This window comes from Rhizobium sp. 01T437, from assembly GCF_056398505.1.
In genome coordinates, this window is record NZ_JBFTPM010000018.1 from 1 (window position 1) to 19,590 (window position 19,590).

Sequence of the window (19,590 nt, forward strand, 5' to 3'; positions counted from 1 at the left end):
CGGTCTACTCGCTCGACATCACCAGCATGACCATCGGTGACCTCGGTCTCGCTCTGACCAACGTCGAAAACGCACTGAAGGCCATGACCTCTGCCGGTGCAAAGCTCGGTTCGATCACCACTCGCATCAACATGCAGGACGACTTCGTCAACGCTCTGAGCGACTCGATCGACTCCGGTGTCGGCCGCCTGGTCGACGCCAACATGGAAGAAGAATCCTCCAAGCTCTCTGCTCTCCAGACGCAGCAGCAGCTCGCGATCCAGTCTCTCTCGATCGCCAACTCTTCTTCGCAGAACATCCTGTCGCTCTTCCGCGGCTAATAGGATCGCGAAACATAACCCGCCGGGTGACCGGCGGGTCCCATGGAAATCGAGCCGCGCTTCGATGGAGCGCGGCTTTTTTAATTTCCGTTAACGATTGATTAACCATATTGCTGTCATCTGCGTCTCAACGAGACGGCGAGTTAACCAAATTTAAGAACAGGTTAACAGGCATGAAGGCTGATCGTCGTTCCCGGGCGCTATTCCGGAATGTCCCTTTTATTAACGCCTGCCAGCAAGGGGCAATCATTTCATGACAAGCATTTTGACGAACGTCGCGGCTATGGCCGCCCTCCAGACCCTCCGCGGTATCAGCAACAATCTTCAGGATACTCAAGCTCGCGTATCTTCCGGCTATCGCGTTGAAAAGGCAGCAGACAACGCAGCCTATTGGTCGATCGCAACGACCATGCGTTCGGACAACAAGGCCCTCTCGGCCGTTTCCGACGCCCTCGGCCTCGGCGCTGCAAAGGTCGATACCGCCTACACCGCCATGGACAACGCCATCGATGTCGTCAGCGAAATCAAGTCCAAGATCGTCGCCGCAACTGAAAAGGGTGTCGACAAGACCAAGGTCCAGGAAGAAATCAGCCAGCTCCAAGCGCAGCTCATGAGCATCTCCCAGTCGGCTTCTTTCTCCGGCGAAAACTGGGTTGCAGGCAACGCGACCAAGAGCGTCGTTTCCACCTTCGTCCGCGATGGCAACGGCAATGTCTCGGTCAAGACGACTGACTACGTCCTGGATGCGGCTTCCAATGGTAACGTCCTGTTCGGCATGACCTCGACCGGCATCATCGATTCGAGCACTGGCATTATCGGCAGCTCCAACGGCACGATCGGCTCGATCTACACCATGAACATCACCTCCTTTGGTCAGCCGGAAATTGCTATGGCACTGACGGCAATCGAAGCGGGCCTGGAGGCAATGACGAAGGCAGCTTCTCAGCTCGGCTCCATCTCCAACCGCATCGAGTTGCAGGAAAACTTCGTCGCGGCCCTCGGCGACTCGATCGACTCCGGTGTCGGCCGTCTCGTGGACGCCGATATGGAAGAGGAATCGAGCAGGCTCACGGCACTGCAGACACAGCAGCAGCTGGCGATCCAGTCGCTCTCGATTGCAAACTCCAGCGCTCAGAACGTCCTCACGCTCTTCCGCAGCTAAGCCAACGGTTGAAGCTGGACCAAACCTTGTGCTGCCAATTTGCGGCAGCCTGGAAACCGCGCCGAAACGGCGCGGTTTTTCTTTTATTTCAATAATTTGTAAGGCACCGGCGTTTCTGTTTCAATCCCCGTTTCCGCTCTTGCGGAAGTGGTTGATATCGGGTTAACGTTGCCGGTAGTTGATTTGTTTTGCGACGCACCGGTGTGGGGGACCCGCCGGCGGCATGAAGCCAGTTCAGTCGCTGCCGGCAAAACCGGCCTGCCCCTTCACCTTTCCGAGACCATGTCGATGACCGTTAAGATTACCAACGCGGCCGCGGTGAGTGCGCTGGCAGTGCTGCGCAGCATCACTAAAGAATCAACAGACGTACAGCAGCAGATTTCTACGGGGAAGCGCGTCGCGACTGCCGCCGACGATGCGACCTATTGGTCGATCGCGAGCGTCATGCGCGGCGACAGTACCAATCTGGGCACCATTGGCGATGCCCTTGGCCTTGGCGCCGCAAAGGTTGATTCGACCTATACGGCGATGAACTCCGCCATCGATCTCCTCGGCGATCTCAGAGCCAAGCTGGTTGCTGCGCGTGAGCCCGGCGCCGACAAGGACAAGATCAATGCGGAAATCACCGAATACAAGAACCAGCTCCAGACAATGGTCGAAGGAACGTCCTTCGCCGGCGAGAACTGGCTTTTGAATGGCGAGCCTGCAGCACCCCCGCAGTGGAAGATCATCGGCAGCTTCGTGCGTGCCCCAACAGGCGAGTATCAGGCGCAGACCATCGATTTTCCGTCGTCTCAGACCATCCTGATAGACAGGAACAATGCGAATGGCGGCCTGTTCACCAAGGCGGTCAATGGCAATGCTGACGGCACGCCGGTCCGCAATTACTATCTCCTGAACGTGAACTCCGCGACGCCGGCGGCCGGCACGGAAATCTCCATCAGCAAGTCGACCACCGACTCGCAGCTCACGGATATGCTGACGGCCACGGACGCCATGCTCAAGCAGCTTACGAATTCGGCAGCAGGGATTGGTATCATGAAGGCCCGCATCGACGATCAGATCGATTACACCGCAGACCTGTCCGACGCTGTTGACAAGAGCGTCGGCGCCCTCGTCGACACCGATATGGACGAGGCCTCGACCCGCCAAAAGGCCATCGAAACCCAGAAGCAGATGGCCGTTGAAGCGATCTCCATTCTGAATGCATCAGCCAGCAAGATTCTCATCCTGCTCGAATAATGATCGGCGCGGGGGCGGCACCATTCATCCTCGCGCAAGTTTGGGTTTCTAGTTTCCGGCATGAAGGCAGCGTCCGAATCCATGCCGGCGACAGGCCCTGGGCCTCTCTCCGCTCCGGAACGGCATGCAGGCAAGGACGATGGTCATTTTTCAAGCGGGGGCATGCCGCGTGCCTCCCGAATACTGGACGGTTTTTCATGAGCATTATGCTTTCCCGGTATTTGAAGGATTTCGGTGAGCCGAGTCCCTCGGCACCGATCATCGATGTTGATGATTTCGCTGCCGAAACCGCCTCCGCATTTGCGGATCTGCCGCAGGAGCCCGAAATCGACGTCGAGGCGGAGCGGCGCGAGGCCTATTCCGAAGGTTTCGCGGCAGCAACCGTGGAACTGACCGAAAAATACGAAGGCGAAGCCCAGGCCGCGGCCGAAGCGCATGTGCGTGAACTCGAGGAGCTGAAACTCCGCTACGAGATCGAAGCGGCTGCGGTGATCGCTTCCCGTATCCGCGATATGGCCGAAGAGATTGCCACGCTCGTCAGCGAAGTGACTGCAGCAGCCATCACACCGATCATGACCGAAGCGCTCGCAAAAAAAGCGACCGAAAATCTCGCCGTCCTGCTGCGCGAGGCGATCCTCGACGGCGCGGTGGCGCCGATCGTCGTGCGTGGTCCGGCCAAGCTTTTCGATATCCTCAAGGATGAACTCGCAGAGCATGCCGCATTGGTCCGCCATCATGAGGCTGATGACATCGACCTTGCTGCCGAGATTGGCGAAACTGTCCTCGTTACCCGTATCTCCGCCTGGGCGGCTAGCTTGAAGAAAGTTTCCGAATGAGCGACGGCGAAAACCATCACCACGGCAAGAACGAGATCATCATCGTCAAGAAACATGGCGGTGGCGATCACGACGGCGCTCATGGCGGTGCGTGGAAAATTGCTTATGCTGACTTCATGACGGCAATGATGGCCTTCTTCCTCGTCATGTGGCTCGTCAACGCCGCCAACGAAGAAACCAAAGCCTCGATCGCGACCTATTTTAATCCGATCAAGCTTTCCGACGAAAAGCCGACCGAAAAAGGCTTGAAGAAGCCAGTCGACCAGGCCGAGGGCGAGCAGAACCAGGAAAAGTCGAAGAATAAGGAAGAGAATCCGAACCAGGGTAAGTCTGCCGCTGACGGTGAGGACCAGACCTCGACCTCCGGTGACAAGACCAATTATTCGGAAGCCGATTTCTTCGAGAACCCCTATTCGGTTCTCGCCGAGATTGCCCAGGAAGTTGGCCAGCAGGCGAACGTCAGCGCCAAGGGTGACGGCGGTGCGGCGGATTCAGGCCCGGCTACTGGTGCCGATGGCGGCGAAGCCTACCGCGACCCCTTCGATCCGGATTTCTGGACCAAGCAGGTCGAAGTTACCACCGCCGGCAAGCCGCAGCAGCCTTCGCCGCTCGATTCGCAGGCCGAACCGAATGAACTCGCCAAGGCCGAAAATACCCAGCCCTCCGCTCTGCTGAGCAAGGACCCCAACAGCGCTGCCGTCGCCGCTTCGACTGAGAAGCAGGCGGACAAGAAAGCGGATAAGACCAAAGACAAGCAGGCGGACAAGACCAAGGACGCCGACAAAAAGGAAGAGGCCAAGCAAGCCGAAGACAAGCAGCAGGCCGAGGAACTGCAGCAAGAGATTGCCCAGCAGATCGCGGGCGTCGCCGGCAAGCTCGCCGAGGGCCTGACGGTGACGGCGTCCGAAGGTGGCCTGCTGGTGAGCATTTCCGACCAGAACGACGACTCCATGTTCAACATCGGCTCTGCAGTGCCGCGCCAGGAGATGGTGCTCGCGATGCAGAAGATCGGCGCGATCCTGAAGCAGAGGGGCGGAGCCGTCGCCGTCCGTGGCCATACGGACGGCCGGAAGTTCAAGGGCGATCTCAACGAGAACTGGCGTCTCTCGATGGACCGTGCCCAGAGCGCTTACTACATGCTCGTTCGCGGCGGCCTCGATGAGAAGCGCRTTTCCCAGGTTTCCGGCTTCGCTGACCGTCGCCTGAAGCTGCCCGAGGACCCCTTCAACGCGTCAAACCGCCGGATCGAGATACTCGTGCAGGCAGATCAAGGATAGTCGCATGACGCGCAGGCAGCATCGCTATTTCAGATATGCGGTCTTTGGCCTGGCGATGATGTCGCCCGCCGTCGGTCATACCGCGGATGCGGACGATCTCGCGCCATACAAGATGCTGCGCTCTCTGCAGTTCGTTCAGGACTCGGTTGTAGCAGGCGATCATTCCGCCGGTGAAATGCAGCGCTTCATGCTCGGCAAGATCGATCAGCGCCTGCGCAACGTCGATCCGTCCGTCTACGACGACGATCGCAATGTCGATGCCGCGCTGATCTACGTTATGAGCGGCGGCAATCCTCAGACGCTGGAATATCTCGTCGCCCATGACGTCAATGGCTACTTCGACAATCGCGTCACCGACGTGTTGCGGAAATATCTGAGCGGCAAGGGCCTGCTTGTCTCTAGGACGCTGGAAGAAACCRCCAAGGAGTATGAAGGCAAGAAGATCGGCCCGTATCTCGCGCTGATCGGTGGCAATGTGTTGATCGCCACGAAGCCAGTGGATGCCCTTACGCTGTATGACAGAGCGCGGCTCAATGCACCCGGCACCATCGTGGAGGAGGCGGCGCTACGCCGCTCGGTCGCCATCTGCGTCGAAACCGGGCAGGTCGACAAGGGGGTCGCCTATTCGCAACGCTATATCCGCCGCTTCCTCCATTCGCCCTATGCCAGCCAGTTCGCCGATCTCTTCGTCAAGCTGATCGTCAGCCACGATCACGATGTCAGTCCGCAGACGGTCGTCGATATCCTGTCCTTCATGGATGCGCCGCGGCAGCGCGAGGTCTATCTGCGTGTCGCGCGTGCTGCTGCGATCGCCGGAAAGCCCGATCTCGCCCGTATGGCTGCCCAGCGCGTTCAGTCGCTGGGCGAGGGGACGGACAATCCTTTTGGACCGCTCGCCGATTTCTATAACGGCATGGCGAACGTCCCCACCGACGATATTGACCAGGCTGCCAAATATATCGCCAATATCTCCGGCGCATCGCTCTCGCCACAGGACCAGGCGCTGCAAGCTGCCGCAAGATCCGTCGCCGAGCAGATATTGCGGGCTCCGGATCCGGCAAGCCTGACACAAGGCTCGACCCCTAATAATACTAATCAAGAAATCACTTCTGAACAGGCTGCAGCCGCCACGGCTGCGCAACCGGAAGGAGCGCCAACTGCTGCTCCGGGACCTGTTGTCGAAGGCGCGGCTTCTGCTGGCACGAGAAGCCAGGATGTCGACCCTTCATTCACCTCTTTCGTGACGACCAATCGATCCAAACTCGACGAAATCGACGGTCTCCTGGCCCAAGAAAGCAAGTAAGATGATGATGGATATCAGCGTCTCGGGCGGAGCGCCCGGCACGGATGCGTCTGCGTCCGTAAGATCCGGTCGGGGGGCCGGCAAAGGCGAGGCCGCGGATCAGAACGGTGGCTTCTCGGATGTCCTCTCCAAGGCCGGCAATAACGATCAGGATGCCGATACCGTCGATACGTCCGACCAGCCGGACGCCAACGACAGCGCGGAGGCCGCAGCGCGCAACCTGCGCGGCCGCCATCCGAAGCCATTGATCGATCTGAACGATGCCTCGCTCAAGGGGCAGGTGGACGCGCAGTCTGAAACCATCGCAAACGCTGGCAAGATGCCTGTGAAGTCCGAAAAGGACCAGGGCAAGAACACTGCTGTCTTCGGACTGGGCAAGCCGGGCGCCAAGGATCAGGCAGCCGAGACTGCTGCTCAGGCAGTGGGCAAGCCTGCCAAGCAGATCAAGACCGGCACGCTCGACGGCGATACCGCTGTCGATGCGGACGCGGAAGCCGGCGACGGCGATGTCACCGACGTTCTTGGCCTGCTGAAAAAGGAGCCCGGTGATGCCGCGGCCGTCCTGCAGGCTTCCGCTCATCATGCCGTCGCGAAGGCGGACGACGCTGCGGCCGGCAAGGAAGACGCCAAGGCCGAAGGCGTAAACGGTGCCAAGGCTGATGCGCATGTGTCGGATGCATTGGCAGCCGTTGCCCCGCATGGCAACGACGCGCATGTGCCGGGAACAGAGAATGCTGAAGGTGTCGAAGGCAAGACGTTCAGGATCAGCCGCGCCGATGGCCGTGGCCAGACGATGGACATGCAGATCGGCGCCGAACAGCCGGGCTCCGAGAAGTCGGCAAAGTCGAGCGTCGAAAATGTCTCCGTTCTGGAATCACGCCGCTATCTCGGCCTGGTTCAGAACCCGAATTCTGCGAACGTGACAGCGGCGCTTTCGGGTGACAAGGAATGGGCGCAGGCCATGCAGCCGAGCTCCGCCTTGTCGAACGCCGCTGAATGGACAAGCACCGGCAAGGTGGTGAACACCCTCAAGATCCAGATGAGCCCGATCGATCTTGGCCTCGTCACGGCTACGATGCGTCTGTCCGGCGACACGCTGAACGTCGATCTCAAGGTCGAGACCGGCGCGGCCTATCGCCAGCTCAAGGAAGATCACGGCAAGATCCTCGAGGCGCTGCGCAGCCAGGGCTACGCGATAGACAACGTGACCATCAGCATGGCCCCTGTGGAGCGAGCTGATGCCGGTAACCAGGCAAACAGCCAGGGACAGACTTCCCAGCAGCAACAGTCGCTCGCCCAGCAGGGCCAGGGCGGCGAGGCGCGCGAGCGCCAGAACCAGACAGCGCGGCAGACGGATGGAGGCTTCAATGGTGCGGGTGGGAACGGTGTTGAGAACGCTTCTGCTGTCGACGCTGGCGGCAGCCGCTCTGGCAGCGTTTACCTCTAGCGCATCCGCTTCCACCGGCGCCTGTGAGCGGGAGATTCAGTCTGCTGCCGCCAAATATGGGATCCCTGAGGGAATTCTCTATTCGGTTGGGCTGACGGAAACCGGGCGCAAGGGATCGCTCTATCCCTATGCGATGAACGTCGAGGGGAAGGCTCTGTTTCCAGCCTCCGAGCAGGCCGCGTTGTTGCAATTCGACACCGCGAGCAGGGGCGGCGCGAAGCTCATCGATATCGGATGTATGCAGATCAATCACTATTTCCACGGCGAGAACTTCAGCTCCGTGGAGGAAATGTTCGACCCTCACCGCAACGTGGAATATGCAGCAAAGTTCCTGCGCAACCTGCACGACCGTCACGAAACGTGGACCATGGCGGTAGCCAGATACCATGCAGGACCGAACAACAATCCGGCGCAGAAGCAGTATGTCTGCCGCGTCATCGCAAATCTGGTCGCCACCGGCTACGGCAAGTGGACTCCCAATGCGAGTAATTTCTGCGGAAATTAATTCAATTAATAATTGAATTCACCAATTATGACCGAACTGTGTCAAAGTGTGGCAAGAATCCGGCGCGATTCCTGCTTGCAAGACGTAATTAAGCGGGCGTTAACTTTTCCACGAAATTTTTGTGTGCATAACGTTATTGACCTACTATATGTAGATCAAATCGGTACCCAATTCTTAATCAATTATTAATTTCCGCCATTAACTTTCACGAGTAGCCGCTGATTCGCGCGATTCGTATCCATAGATCATCGATGTGCCACACTGATTCGGAGGCGGACGAATGATCGTAGTGGTTGATGAGCGTGAGCTCGTGAAGGATGGTTACACTTCTTTGTTTGGTCGGGAGGGAATTCCCTCAACCGGCTTTGATCCCAATGAATTCGGCGAATGGGTGCAGACGGCGGCTGATTCTGATATCGCTGCGGTCGAGGCATTCCTGATCGGCCAGGGGCAGCGCGCCATGGAGTTGCCGCGTGCGATCAGGGATCGCTCGATGGCGCCCGTGATCGCGGTCAGCGACCAGCCATCGCTCGAAAACACACTTGCTCTTTTCGACTGCGGCGTCGACGACGTTGTACGCAAACCGGTGCATCCGCGTGAGATTCTCGCGCGTGCCGCTGCAATCCGTCGTCGCCTGAAGGCGATCGCCAACCACACTGACATCGGTGCCATCCGCGTCTTCTCCGATGGCCGCGATCCGGAAATCAACGGCGAAACCTTCGCTTTGCCGCGCCGCGAGCGCCGCATTCTCGAATACTTGATTGCCAATCGCGGCCGTCGCGTCTCCAAGACCCAGATCTTCAATGCGATCTACGGCATTTTCGACGAGGAAGTCGAAGAAAACGTCGTCGAAAGCCACATCTCCAAGCTGCGCAAGAAGCTGCGTAAGAAGCTCGGTGTCGACCCGGTCGATTCCAAGCGCTTTCTTGGCTATTGCATTGATTGGAATTGATTTTTCGGCGCGGGCCATGCCGCGCGGGAAGTCCCGAATATTTCGATCGGCGACCCGGCACAACAGACAGCTTCACGCAAGGCCCGCCAAATACTGTTGCAATTAGCAGGTAAAACGAGGTTTTCAGATGAGCATTTTCGGCAGCATGAAGACGGCAGTATCGGGGATGAATGCGCAGGCAAACCGCCTCAGCACCGTCTCCGATAACATCGCGAACGTTAACACCAGCGGCTACAAGGCAGTTTCGACCGCGTTCTCGTCGCTGGTCCTGCCGTCGGGCTCCGGCAACTACAACTCGGGCGGCGTGACGACGACGGTTCGTCAGGCTGTCTCCGACCAGGGCGATATTTCCTACACGACCTCCGGTTACGACCTCGCAATTTCCGGCGACGGCTTCTTCATCGTCCAGGGCGCTGACGGCGTTCCTGTCCTGACCCGCGCCGGCGACTTTACGAAGGACGACAGCGGCAACCTCGTCAACTCGGCCGGCTTCACGCTCATGGGTTATCCATGGGGCGCCTCGGCTCCAGCCGTCGTCGTCAACGGTTTCGATGGCCTCGTTCCGATCAACGTACTCGGCGACCAGAAGCTGCAAGCCGTTCCGACCGCAAACGGTACATGGAACGGCAATCTGAAGCCCGGCGCGAAGATTGTAACGGTTCCGGCCAACCTGCCGAGCGCAAACGCCGCTACGGCGACCACGGACACGCAGAAGTACTCGATGGTCACCTACGACAAGCTCGGCAGTAAGGTGATGTACGACATCTACTACACCAAGGTTCCAAACCCTGCATCTCCGCCGGCAGCCGCTGGTACGACGCAGTGGGAAATGGCGGTCTACCGCAATGCTGACAAGGCAACGACCGGCACGAGTTCCTTTCCCTATACGTCGGGTCCGGTGAACACCACCACTATCGAGTTCAACGACAAGGGCGAGATGACGGTGCCGGCGGCTCCGTCGACGACAAACATCGTCGACCCCAAGACGGGCCTCACCATCAAGATGACGCTCGACCTCTCCCAGGTTGGCGACAACTTCTCGGGCACTGGCAACGTCGACGGTCAGGGCGCGAATTCGCCGGTCGATATCACCATCGACTCCGACGGTATCGTCTACTCGAAGTACGATGACGGCAGCACCAAGCCCGTCTTCCAGATCCCGCTCGCCAATGTGCCGAGCCCGGACCTGCTGACGCTGATGTCCGGCAACGTCTACTCGGCCAACGGCAAGTCGGGCGTGACTGTTACCGGCTTCCCGCAGACCAGCGGCTTGGGCAAGATCCAGTCGGGCGCCCTCGAAGGCTCGAACGTCGACCTCGCCGGCGAGCTGACGGAAATGATCGAATCCCAGCGCAGCTACACCGCCAACTCCAAGGTGTTCCAGACGGGTTCCGATCTCATGGACGTTCTCGTCAACCTCAAGCGTTAATAAGGGTAACGGGTAAGCCATGTCGCTCACTTCAGCACTTAACACCGCGCAGAGCATATTCAACAATACGGGCGCGCAGAGCAGCATCGTATCGAACAATATCTCGAACGCCGGCAACAAGGACTATGTGCGCCGGCAGGCGATGCTCACCACTTCGCTGAACGGCGCCCAGGTGGTCAAGATCAGCCGCGCACAAGAAGATGCGCTGCTGAAACAGTATCTCAAGGCGTCCTCACAGGACAGCGCCCAGCAAACTCTGCTGAGCGGCCTCGAAGATCTGAAGTCGATCATGGGCGGCAACGATAACGAGACGTCGCCTGAAGTTGCCCTGCGCACCTTCCGCGACAAGCTCGGCACTTTCCGCGCCACCCCGGGCGACCTTATTGCCGCCCAGGGTGCGATTACGGCGGCGCAGGACGTTGTGACTTCGCTGAACAATGCCTCCAAGGCAGTGCAGCAGCAGCGTGCCGATGCCGACAAGCAGATCAAGAATCAGGTCGACTCGCTGAACAGCCTGCTGAAGCAGTTCGAAACGGCCAACAATGCCGTCAAGAAGGCGACATCATCCAACGAGGATCCTTCGAGCGCTCTCGATGAGCGGGAAAAGGTCCTCAAGCAGATCAACCAGATCGTTGGCGTGTCGACAGCGACACGCGCCAACAACGACATGGTGCTCTATACGGCTGACGGCACGACGCTGTTCGAGACGATCCCACGCGCGGTCAGCTTCGAGCCGACGCAGTCCTATGCGGCTGACACAACAGGCAACAAGGTCTATGTCGATGGTGTGGCCGTCAATATGGGCTCGGGCTCGACGACCAATGCGCAGGGCAGCCTGGCTTCGCTGCTGCAGATCCGCGACGATATCGCACCGACTTTCCAGAACCAGCTCGATGAAGTCGCTCGCGGCCTTGTGAACCTTTACCAGGAGGATGGCAATCCTGGCCTCTTCGTCTGGACAAACCCGACGACTGGCACCGCAGGCGGGGTTCCGCCGGCTGGTACCATCATCAAAGGCATCGCCGGAACGATCGCGATCAACGACCGTGTCGTCACCTCCAAGGGAGGTGATCCGATGCGGTTGCGTGACGGGAACATCAACGCGACCAGCACGGCTGCGAACCCGACCGGCTCGAGCGGTTATACCGCGGAGCTCGACCGTCTCTATACGTCGATGGATTCGGGGATTGCATTCGATCCGAAGACCGGTCTCGACTCGAATGTCGGCATCCTGACCTTTGCCACCAATTCTATCGGCTGGCTCGAGCAGAACCGCAGCAACGCGACGACGGCGGCGGAAAATACCCAGGCTGCCGCAGCACGAACCGATGAAGCTTATTCCAATGAAACAGGTGTCAACCTCGATGAGGAACTGACGCTCCTTCTCGATATAGAGCAGTCCTATAAGGCGGCGACCAAAATTTTGAACGCCGTTGACGAAATGTTGAAAGCATTGCTGGATATTGCGAGTTAAGCCATGAAGAGCTCATTTATTTCAAGTTCGGCCATCCAAAACGCCATGCGATTGACGATCCGTCAGGCGCAGAACCAGATGACGAAGGCGACGATGGAAGCGACCACCGGCACCTATGCAGATATCGGTGTGTCGCTTGGCGGTTACGCAGCCAAGAGCATCGACTTCACGCGCGAAGTCGACCGCATCAAATCGATCAAGCTGAGCAACGCTCTCGTCGACGCCCGTATGGAATCGGCTCAAACCGGGCTCGATAAGATGAAGAAGGCGGGCGACAGCTTCCTTTCCAAGCTGACCGCACTTCAGAGCAGCCACGATCCGGGCAGCATCACGGTCGCAATCCAGTCGGCCACGAGCGCGCTTTCCACGATGATGGACACGTCGAACTCGATGGTGAATGGCGAATATCTTTTTGCCGGCATCAACACCGACATCCAGCCGCTAACGGATAAAACCACTGCGACTTCGGCGGCGATCGTTACAGCTTTGAATGCCTATGCGGCAGGCCTGCCGACACCGAAGCCGGTTAACCAACTCACCGGCGACGAGATGAAGACCTTCATCGAGACCAAGGTCGAGCCGATGTTCAGCGAAGCGGCCTGGACGGACCCGACAACCGGCTGGTCCAAGGCGTCCAGCCAGAACATGACGAGCCGTATCAGCAATTCGGAAGTCGTTGAATCCTCGACCAACGCCAATTCCGAAGGCATGCGTTACTTCGCTCTGGCGACGGTGGTGACCTCTGCCCTGATGGGGCAGAGCCTCAGCACCGACGCTATGAGCGCGGTCTCTTCAAAGGCGATCACCTATACGACCAGAGCCACCACGGGTATCGTCACTCAGGGTAGTCAGCTCGGTCTGTCACAGGAGCGCGTCGAGAAGGCGAATGACGCCCTCGATGCCCAGGCAAATATCATGCAGACCAAGCTCGTCGATATCCAGGGCGTCGATCCCTATGAGGCCTCGACCCTTGTCAAGACTTTGGAAACCCAGCTCGAAACCGCCTACACGATCGTATCGAAGATCCAGCAGTTGAGTCTCGTGAACTACCTTTGATGAGCAAAGGCGCGCAATACAAAGAAGGATGCATGAATGTATCAGTTCTCTTATGCCGAGGTCATGCAGGACTCGGTTGCCGACGCGAAAGAGCGGGAATGGCAGGTTCTCGAACGTTCGATCGAACTGCTTTCGGTGGCGCGCGACAAAGAGAAGTACAGCCGGGAGTCTATTGAAGCTCTCTTTTATACGCGAAGGGTGTGGATCAGCTTCATTGAGGATTTGAAGCATCCCGACAACCAGTTGGAGGTCGAGCTCAGGGCGAACCTCATCTCGATTGCGATCTGGATATTGAAAGAATGCGACAGAATTAGAAAACGTCAGTCGAATAACTACCAGGGCATCATCGACGTTACCACCATCATCAGGGATGGACTTAAATGAAAAGTACACTTCGCATTTCTCTGAAAGCCGGAGAAAGAATCTTCATCAACGGTGCTGTCCTGCGTGTCGACCGTAAGGTCGCACTGGAATTCCTGAATGATGTGACGTTCCTTCTCGAAAACCACGTGCTTCAGCCGGAAGGCGCGACCACGCCGCTTCGCCAGCTCTATTTCATTGCCCAGATGATCCTCATCAATCCCGAGGGCAAGGAACATTCGACGGCGATGTTCCGCAAGTCGGTCACGATGCTGCTCACATGCTTCAAGAACGAGGAGATCCTCGCTGAGCTGAAGCGTATCGATGCACTCGTTTCGACTGGCCGCGCCTTCGACGCGCTGAAGGCGATCCGCGGTCTCTACGCGATCGAAGACGGCATTCTCAACAATCACGAACTGCCCCCGACAATGGTCGAGCAGATTCGCAGGGAGATCGCACCATGGCGGTAGACGCTACCCAGAACGTAGGTGGAGGCAGCAACGCGAATGGCTCGTCCAAGACCGCGCAGCAGAAGGCGACGCTGAATTACGACAACTTCCTTCAGTTGCTTGTAGCGCAGATGAAGAACCAGGATCCGACCGATCCGATGGATGCCAGCGAGCAGATGTCGCAGCTCGCGAGCTTCTCGCAGGTCGAGCAGACGATCCAGACGAACTCGAAGCTCGACACGCTGCTGACGAGCTCCAGCCTGACCCAGGCAAGCGGCTATGTCGGCAAGTACATGGAAAGCGCCGACGGTAAGACCAAGGGCACGGTCGAATCCGTCAAGGTTTATTCCGACGGCCTCATTGCAACGCTGGACAATGGCGGTAAAATCCTCATCCAGGCTGGCATCTCCGTTTCTGATTCGGCGCCGCCCAAAGCTTCGGGCGATGATAGCGGTTCGGATAATACCTGAAGTGACGACGGCGCCGACGAAAGGGCCTGACGCTCGTTCGTTTGGATGATGCCAAAAATACCAGTCCGGTTAAAGCCGGGCTGGCTGCTTTCAAGGCGATATGAGGTTGCCTGACGATGAATGAAGCTGATGCACTCGACCTGTTCCAGGCTGCGATCTGGACCGTTCTCATTGCCGCGGGTCCTGCGGTCATTGCGGCAATGGTCGTCGGTCTCGTGATCGCGCTGATCCAGGCGCTCACACAGGTGCAGGAAGCGACACTCACCTTCGTCCCGAAGATCGTTGCCGTTCTGGTGACGGTCGGTATTTCTGCCCCTTTCGTGGGCTCCCAGATTTCCATTTTTACCAATCTGGTCTTCTCGCGAATCCAGTCCGGCTTCTGAGCCAACTTCGCACAAGCTTCGCCATTTAACTGTCGATCCGAACTGGGCGGACTCTGATGTCCGCCTCCTCTCATGAAGAGACGGAATCGTTATGGCGCAACCACCTGCACTACCCCTTCCGAAAGTCGCTCCGAGCCTACGTGATGTCGGCTTTGCCATGGGCATCATCGGCATCATCTGCATCCTCTTTCTGCCGATCCCGCCGTTCCTGATCGACATGGGACTGGCGTTCTCGATCGCCTTCTCGGTGCTGATCCTCATGGTCGCGCTGTGGATCCAGAAACCTCTCGATTTCTCGTCCTTCCCGACCATCCTTCTGATCGCGACGATGACGCGACTGGCGCTGAACATTGCGACGACGCGTGTCATCCTTTCGCACGGCAACGAGGGGCACGATGCTGCGGGCGGCGTCATCGCCGGCTTTGCAAGCCTGGTCATGTCCGGTGACTTCGTCATCGGTCTGATCGTCTTCCTGATCCTCATCACCATCAACTTCATCGTCATCACCAAGGGTGCGACGCGTATCGCGGAAGTCGGCGCGCGTTTCACCCTGGACGCCATCCCCGGCAAGCAGATGTCGATCGATGCCGACCTTTCGGCTGGTATCATCGACGAGAAGGAAGCCCAGCGCCGCCGCAAGGAACTGGAAGAAGAAAGCTCCTTCTTCGGTGCGATGGACGGTGCGTCGAAATTCGTTCGCGGTGACGCGGTCGCGGGTCTTCTCATTACCGCTATCAACGTCTTCGGCGGCATCATCATCGGTTATTTCCGCCACGGCATGCCGATCGGCGAAGCGGCCGACGTCTTCGTCAAGCTGTCGGTTGGTGACGGCCTCGTCTCGCAGATGCCGGCTCTCATCGTCTCGCTCGCCGCCGGCCTTCTCGTTTCGCGCGGCGGCACCACCGGCTCCACCGACCAGGCGGTCGTCAATCAGCTGAGCGGCTATCCCCGCGCGCTCTCCGTCTCGGCCGTGCTGATGTTCATCCTGGCCCTGATGCCGGGCCTGCCGTTTGTCCCCTTCGTGATCCTCGGCAGTCTTCTCGCCTTCGGCGCCTGGTTCATTCCGCGTCAGGTCGAAGCGGAAAACAAGATCCGCCGCGATGCTGAGGAAAAGAAGGTCGTCCAGAGCAAGGAGCTCGAAAAGGACTCGGTCAAGTCGGTTCTTCGCACGTCCGAAATCGAGCTTGCTCTCGGCAAGATGGTCTCAACCCGCCTGCTTGGCGCCCATCAGGAACTCGCCTTCCGCGTCGGCAAGATGCGCAAGAAATTTGCGACCCAGTACGGTTTCGTCGTGCCGGAAATCAAGGTGACGGACGATATCGGCATCCCCGAAAAGTCGTATCAGATCCGCATCCACGGCACGACCGTTGCTTCGAACCTTCTGCGTGTCGGCGAAGTTCTCGTCGTCACCGGCGCGGGCCGGAAGCCGAGCATTCCGGGTGATGAAATCCGCGAACCCGCATTCGGCATGCCGGCGGTTTCGATCCTCGAAAACTTCGCCGAAGATTTGAAGCGTGAAGGCTTCCAGCCGATCGACAACGTCTCGGTCGTGTTGACGCATATGAGCGAGGTTATCAGAAACAACCTGCCGCAGCTTCTCTCCTACAAGGACGTGAAGATCCTGATCGATCGTCTCGACCCCGAATATAAGAAGCTCGCAGACGAGATCTGCTCGTCGCACATGTCCTATTCGGGCCTGCAGGCCGTGCTGAAGCTGCTTCTTGCCGAGCGCGTCTCGATCCGCAACCTGCACCTCATTCTGGAAGCGGTTGCCGAACTTGCCCCGCATGTCAGAAAGACGGAGCAGATCGTCGAGCATGTCCGCATCCGCATGGCCCAGCAGCTCTGCGGCGACTTGGCGGACAATGGCGTGCTGCGCGTGCTGCGACTCGGCAGCAAATGGGATCTCGCCTTCCACCAGGCGCTCAAGCGCGATGCCAAGGGCGAAGTCGTCGAATTCGACATCGACCCGCGCACTCTGGAAGAGTTCAGCGAACAGGCGACGAAGGTTATCCGTGAATTCATGGATAGAGGCCTGCCATTCGCCCTTGTCACGTCGCCGGAAACACGCTCCTATGTGCGCATGATCATCGAGCGACTCTTCGCAACGCTTCCCGTCCTCTCGCATGTGGAACTGGCCAAGGGCATCGAAATCAAGATTTTGGGCTCGATTTCATGATTTCAGACCCGCAAGGGACAGTTCTGGCGCTGTTTCTGGTTTTCTGCCGGATCGGTGGCTGTGTGCTGACCCTTCCGGGTTTCTCTTCCGCCCGTGTTCCGGAGCAATTGCGCGTCTTCATCGCCGGCGGACTTTCGCTTGCGGTGCTGCCGGTGCTCTGGGACACGGTTTATCCGTCCGTTCACACCAGTTCCGGCACCTATATCGGCCTGATTTTCAGCGAATCGCTGATCGGCGTCATGTACGGCATGCTCGCCCGGCTCTATACGCTCGGCCTGCAATTCGCCGCCTCGATCGTCTCCATGATGGTTGGCTACACGCAGCCGAGCACGAGCGATGTCGTCGAAGACTCGGCCGAAATCAGCTTGACGGCCTTCATCACAATGACCGGTCTGATGGTTCTCTTCATCATGGACTTCCATCACATCGTCTTCCGCGCGCTGATCGATTCCTATACGACCATGCCATTCGGCGGGTTGATGCAGATGCGTTCCACGCTCATCACCTTCACTGATACGCTGGAGCAGACCACCTACATCATGCTGCGGCTGGCGAGCCCCTATCTGATTTACGGGCTGATCTTCAACATCTCGATCGGCTTCATCAACAAGCTCGCGCCGCAGATCCCGGTCTACTTCATCTCCACGCCTTATCTGCTGATGGGCGGCCTCTTCCTGCTCTATTTCTCGATCGCGGCAATGATCAGCCAATTCGGCCAATCCTTCGCCGCAATATACGTGGGAAGGTGAGGGGCGATGATCGAGAAGAAGCGTTCCGACAAGCTCAAGCGCCTGGTCGCGGTGCAACGGCATCTTGAAAAGATGGCGGAATACGATCTCGCGGAAACCAGCCGCCAGCGCGCCGAAGTCAATGCCTCCATGGATGTCGCCATTCTTGCGCTCGGTTCGCTGGACCCTATCCATCGTGCTTTTTCGCAGAGTTATGCCGACCGATTCGGCCGGCTGAGCATCAAGGACCAGCAGTTGACCGGCATGCAGCAGGTGCACGAAATGCGCCTGACGCGCGAGCGTGCCAAAGGTGACCGGCTTGAAGAAAACATGCTCGATGCCCTCCAGGCAGAGCGTCGCGAGGCAGATGACAATGCGGTCTATGACGTAATCGATCAGCAATTCGCAACGCCAGCCTCCAGCAAGCTTCAAAAATAATAATCGCCACGATCTTACATTAGAGGATTGTAACGTGGCTATTTCACCCCCCAGCGATCTGGTGATGGACGTCGTCAAGGCGGCCGACCCCATGGAGGTTCAGGCTGCCCAGGAAAAGCTGAAGGCCAACCGCGCAGCCTTTGCTGCGACAAGCCTGGCCGACAGTGGTAACGGCTTTTCTTCCGCAGTCGACATTCTCGACCACGTCAAGCAGAAGAGTGGCCTGAACAACATTCAGAACCGTACCAAGACCGAGGAAGTACCGGAAACCTACCGGAAGTTCGAGGCGATGGTTCTGCAGAACTTCGTGAAGTCCATGCTGCCGAGCGATGCCGAGAATGTCTTCGGCAAAGGCGCAACGGGCGACATCTGGAAGGGCATGATGGCCGAGCAGCTCGGCAACGTCATGGCCAAGGGTGACGGCATCGGCATCGCCAAGCAGATGTATGCCGAGCAGCTCCATCGCCAGGAAGGCAAGATCGTCAACGCCTCCACGGATGAAGACGATCGCAAGACCGCGATGAGCATGATCGACGAATTTCAGCGCAAGACCTTCGGCACTCCGACTGCCGACAATAAGTCCGCAACAAGCGACGCATAATCGAGGATAAAATGGAAATAGTTTCGAACGAATACAGGATCAAATCCGTTCTCGGACGCCTCGAAATGATAATCGACAATGAGAACACCCGGATCGGCAGCGATCCGCAGTTCGATCTCAAGGTCTCCAACGCGCATAAGAGCCGGTGCCTGTACGAGCTCTCGATGCTTTTCCGCGACACCGATCCGGCCGAACTTGCCGCTTCGCATCTGGACCAGCTTCACGGTCTGAAGAAGAAGCTTACGCTGAACGCCCGTCGCGTCGAAGCGCATCTGGAGGCGGTTCGCGCCGTTGCCGATCTTCTGAAGAATGCCGTGCAGGATGCTGATGCTGACGGCACCTATTCCCAGGAACAGTTTGTCGCGCGGGATGCCTGATGATCAAGCTCGTGCTCACAGGCGTCTGGGTCTGCGCCGTCACCTTGGCATCGGTCTATTTCTCGGTGAACATGGCGACTGCGCCGGCGCCGGTTGAATCGAATACCAAGCAAAGCGCACTTGAACTTGTGAAGGGCGAGACGATCACTGTGCCCGTCATCGGCAACGGTGCGGTCAACGGTTACTTCCTCGGCCGCATCTCCTTCATGATGCACAAGGATATGATTGCGGGCCTCAACCTGCCGATCACGGAGATGACGACCGACGAGCTCTTCAGCCTGCTCGTCGGCAACAAGATGATCGATGTTTCCAACGTCAAGGCCTTCGACCCCGGGGCTTTCCGCGAAGAGATCAAGAAGGGCATGAACGAGCGTCTCGGCGGTGAATATGTCGCCGAAGTCATGCTGGAACAGCTCGACTACCTTTCGAAGGAAGACGTGAAGGAAAATTCCGGCGGCAAGCCGCAGAAGGTTGGCGCGCCGGTCAAGATCATCGAGACTGCGCCTGCATCCGAAACGCCGGCTCCATCCGCCGGTCACTGATCACGATCGACCGACCAGTTAAAAACGGCGCCGAAAGGCGCCGTTTCTGCGTTTACGCCT

At 58.3% G+C, this 19,590-nt stretch carries 22 protein-coding genes; all 22 read left to right on the forward strand.

Features of this window, described 5'->3' with window-relative positions:
- Positions 1 to 320 (forward strand): flagellin (locus AC1DM5_RS27870; protein WP_477976236.1); only part of this gene is annotated, 320 nt, incomplete at its 5' end.
- A gap of 253 nt (positions 321 to 573) precedes the next feature.
- Positions 574 to 1,482 carry a flagellin N-terminal helical domain-containing protein gene (locus AC1DM5_RS27875; protein WP_477819551.1) on the forward strand — a complete coding sequence of 303 codons (909 nt, stop codon included), beginning with the start codon at positions 574 to 576 and terminating at the stop codon, positions 1,480 to 1,482.
- Positions 1,483 to 1,770: 288 nt separating this feature from the next.
- A complete protein-coding gene (locus AC1DM5_RS27880; RefSeq protein ID WP_477819689.1) occupies positions 1,771 to 2,724 on the forward strand; it encodes a flagellin N-terminal helical domain-containing protein in 954 nt (317 codons plus the stop codon).
- Between the two features lie 197 nt (positions 2,725 to 2,921).
- Positions 2,922 to 3,560, forward strand: a complete 639-nt coding sequence (locus tag AC1DM5_RS27885; protein ID WP_477819552.1) for a hypothetical protein — start codon at positions 2,922 to 2,924, stop codon at positions 3,558 to 3,560.
- Positions 3,557 to 4,837 carry a MotB family protein gene (locus tag AC1DM5_RS27890; protein WP_477976238.1) on the forward strand — a complete coding sequence of 427 codons (1,281 nt, stop codon included), beginning with the start codon at positions 3,557 to 3,559 and terminating at the stop codon, positions 4,835 to 4,837. Before AC1DM5_RS27885 ends, AC1DM5_RS27890 begins: the two co-directional genes overlap by 4 nt.
- 4 nt (positions 4,838 to 4,841) lie before the next feature.
- Complete coding sequence (gene motC / locus AC1DM5_RS27895; RefSeq protein WP_477976240.1) at positions 4,842 to 6,140, forward strand: chemotaxis protein MotC; 1,299 nt, start codon at positions 4,842 to 4,844, stop codon at positions 6,138 to 6,140.
- 4 nt (positions 6,141 to 6,144) lie between these two features.
- Positions 6,145 to 7,587 (forward strand): flagellar hook-length control protein FliK, encoded by a 1,443-nt coding sequence (gene fliK / locus AC1DM5_RS27900; protein ID WP_477819690.1) that lies wholly within the window; start codon positions 6,145 to 6,147, stop codon positions 7,585 to 7,587.
- Entirely contained in the window at positions 7,529 to 8,092 is a 564-nt protein-coding gene (locus AC1DM5_RS27905) for a lytic transglycosylase domain-containing protein (protein ID WP_037072501.1), read from the forward strand. Before fliK ends, AC1DM5_RS27905 begins: the two co-directional genes overlap by 59 nt.
- A gap of 280 nt (positions 8,093 to 8,372) precedes the next feature.
- Positions 8,373 to 9,044 carry a transcriptional activator Rem gene (rem, locus tag AC1DM5_RS27910; RefSeq protein ID WP_477976242.1) on the forward strand — a complete coding sequence of 224 codons (672 nt, stop codon included), beginning with the start codon at positions 8,373 to 8,375 and terminating at the stop codon, positions 9,042 to 9,044.
- 127 nt (positions 9,045 to 9,171) lie between these two features.
- The gene (locus AC1DM5_RS27915; protein ID WP_477819555.1) at positions 9,172 to 10,473 is read left to right on the forward strand and encodes a flagellar hook protein FlgE; all 1,302 of its coding nucleotides are present in this window, start codon (positions 9,172 to 9,174) and stop codon (positions 10,471 to 10,473) included.
- Positions 10,474 to 10,492: 19 nt separating this feature from the next.
- Positions 10,493 to 11,947: a flagellar hook-associated protein FlgK gene (gene flgK / locus AC1DM5_RS27920; RefSeq protein WP_477819556.1), complete on the forward strand. Its 1,455-nt coding sequence runs from the start codon at positions 10,493 to 10,495 to the stop codon at positions 11,945 to 11,947.
- Between the two features lie 3 nt (positions 11,948 to 11,950).
- On the forward strand, positions 11,951 to 13,003 hold the full coding sequence (locus AC1DM5_RS27925; RefSeq protein WP_477819557.1) for a flagellar hook-associated family protein: 1,053 nt from the start codon (positions 11,951 to 11,953) through the stop codon (positions 13,001 to 13,003).
- Positions 13,004 to 13,039: 36 nt separating this feature from the next.
- Complete coding sequence (gene flaF / locus AC1DM5_RS27930; protein ID WP_029868528.1) at positions 13,040 to 13,387, forward strand: flagellar biosynthesis regulator FlaF; 348 nt, start codon at positions 13,040 to 13,042, stop codon at positions 13,385 to 13,387.
- Complete coding sequence (gene flbT, locus AC1DM5_RS27935; protein ID WP_029868529.1) at positions 13,384 to 13,833, forward strand: flagellar biosynthesis repressor FlbT; 450 nt, start codon at positions 13,384 to 13,386, stop codon at positions 13,831 to 13,833. Before flaF ends, flbT begins: the two co-directional genes overlap by 4 nt.
- Entirely contained in the window at positions 13,824 to 14,282 is a 459-nt protein-coding gene (gene flgD, locus AC1DM5_RS27940) for a flagellar hook assembly protein FlgD (RefSeq protein WP_477819558.1), read from the forward strand. The genes flbT and flgD overlap by 10 nt, the downstream gene beginning before the upstream one ends.
- 116 nt (positions 14,283 to 14,398) lie before the next feature.
- Positions 14,399 to 14,665, forward strand: coding sequence for a flagellar biosynthesis protein FliQ (gene fliQ, locus AC1DM5_RS27945; protein ID WP_112541504.1), 267 nt, complete (start codon positions 14,399 to 14,401; stop codon positions 14,663 to 14,665).
- A gap of 91 nt (positions 14,666 to 14,756) precedes the next feature.
- On the forward strand, positions 14,757 to 16,844 hold the full coding sequence (flhA, locus tag AC1DM5_RS27950; protein WP_477976244.1) for a flagellar biosynthesis protein FlhA: 2,088 nt from the start codon (positions 14,757 to 14,759) through the stop codon (positions 16,842 to 16,844).
- A complete protein-coding gene (fliR, locus tag AC1DM5_RS27955; protein ID WP_477819560.1) occupies positions 16,841 to 17,593 on the forward strand; it encodes a flagellar biosynthetic protein FliR in 753 nt (250 codons plus the stop codon). The genes flhA and fliR overlap by 4 nt, the downstream gene beginning before the upstream one ends.
- 6 nt (positions 17,594 to 17,599) lie before the next feature.
- Positions 17,600 to 18,010 carry a hypothetical protein gene (locus AC1DM5_RS27960; RefSeq protein ID WP_007825010.1) on the forward strand — a complete coding sequence of 137 codons (411 nt, stop codon included), beginning with the start codon at positions 17,600 to 17,602 and terminating at the stop codon, positions 18,008 to 18,010.
- A 34-nt stretch (positions 18,011 to 18,044) separates the two neighbouring features.
- Positions 18,045 to 18,611, forward strand: a complete 567-nt coding sequence (locus tag AC1DM5_RS27965; protein WP_007825009.1) for a rod-binding protein — start codon at positions 18,045 to 18,047, stop codon at positions 18,609 to 18,611.
- Positions 18,612 to 18,622: 11 nt separating this feature from the next.
- A complete protein-coding gene (locus AC1DM5_RS27970; RefSeq protein WP_113300728.1) occupies positions 18,623 to 18,988 on the forward strand; it encodes a hypothetical protein in 366 nt (121 codons plus the stop codon).
- A complete protein-coding gene (locus AC1DM5_RS27975) occupies positions 18,988 to 19,530 on the forward strand; it encodes a hypothetical protein (protein WP_477819561.1) in 543 nt (180 codons plus the stop codon). Before AC1DM5_RS27970 ends, AC1DM5_RS27975 begins: the two co-directional genes overlap by 1 nt.
- The last annotated feature ends 60 nt before the right edge of the window (positions 19,531 to 19,590 follow it).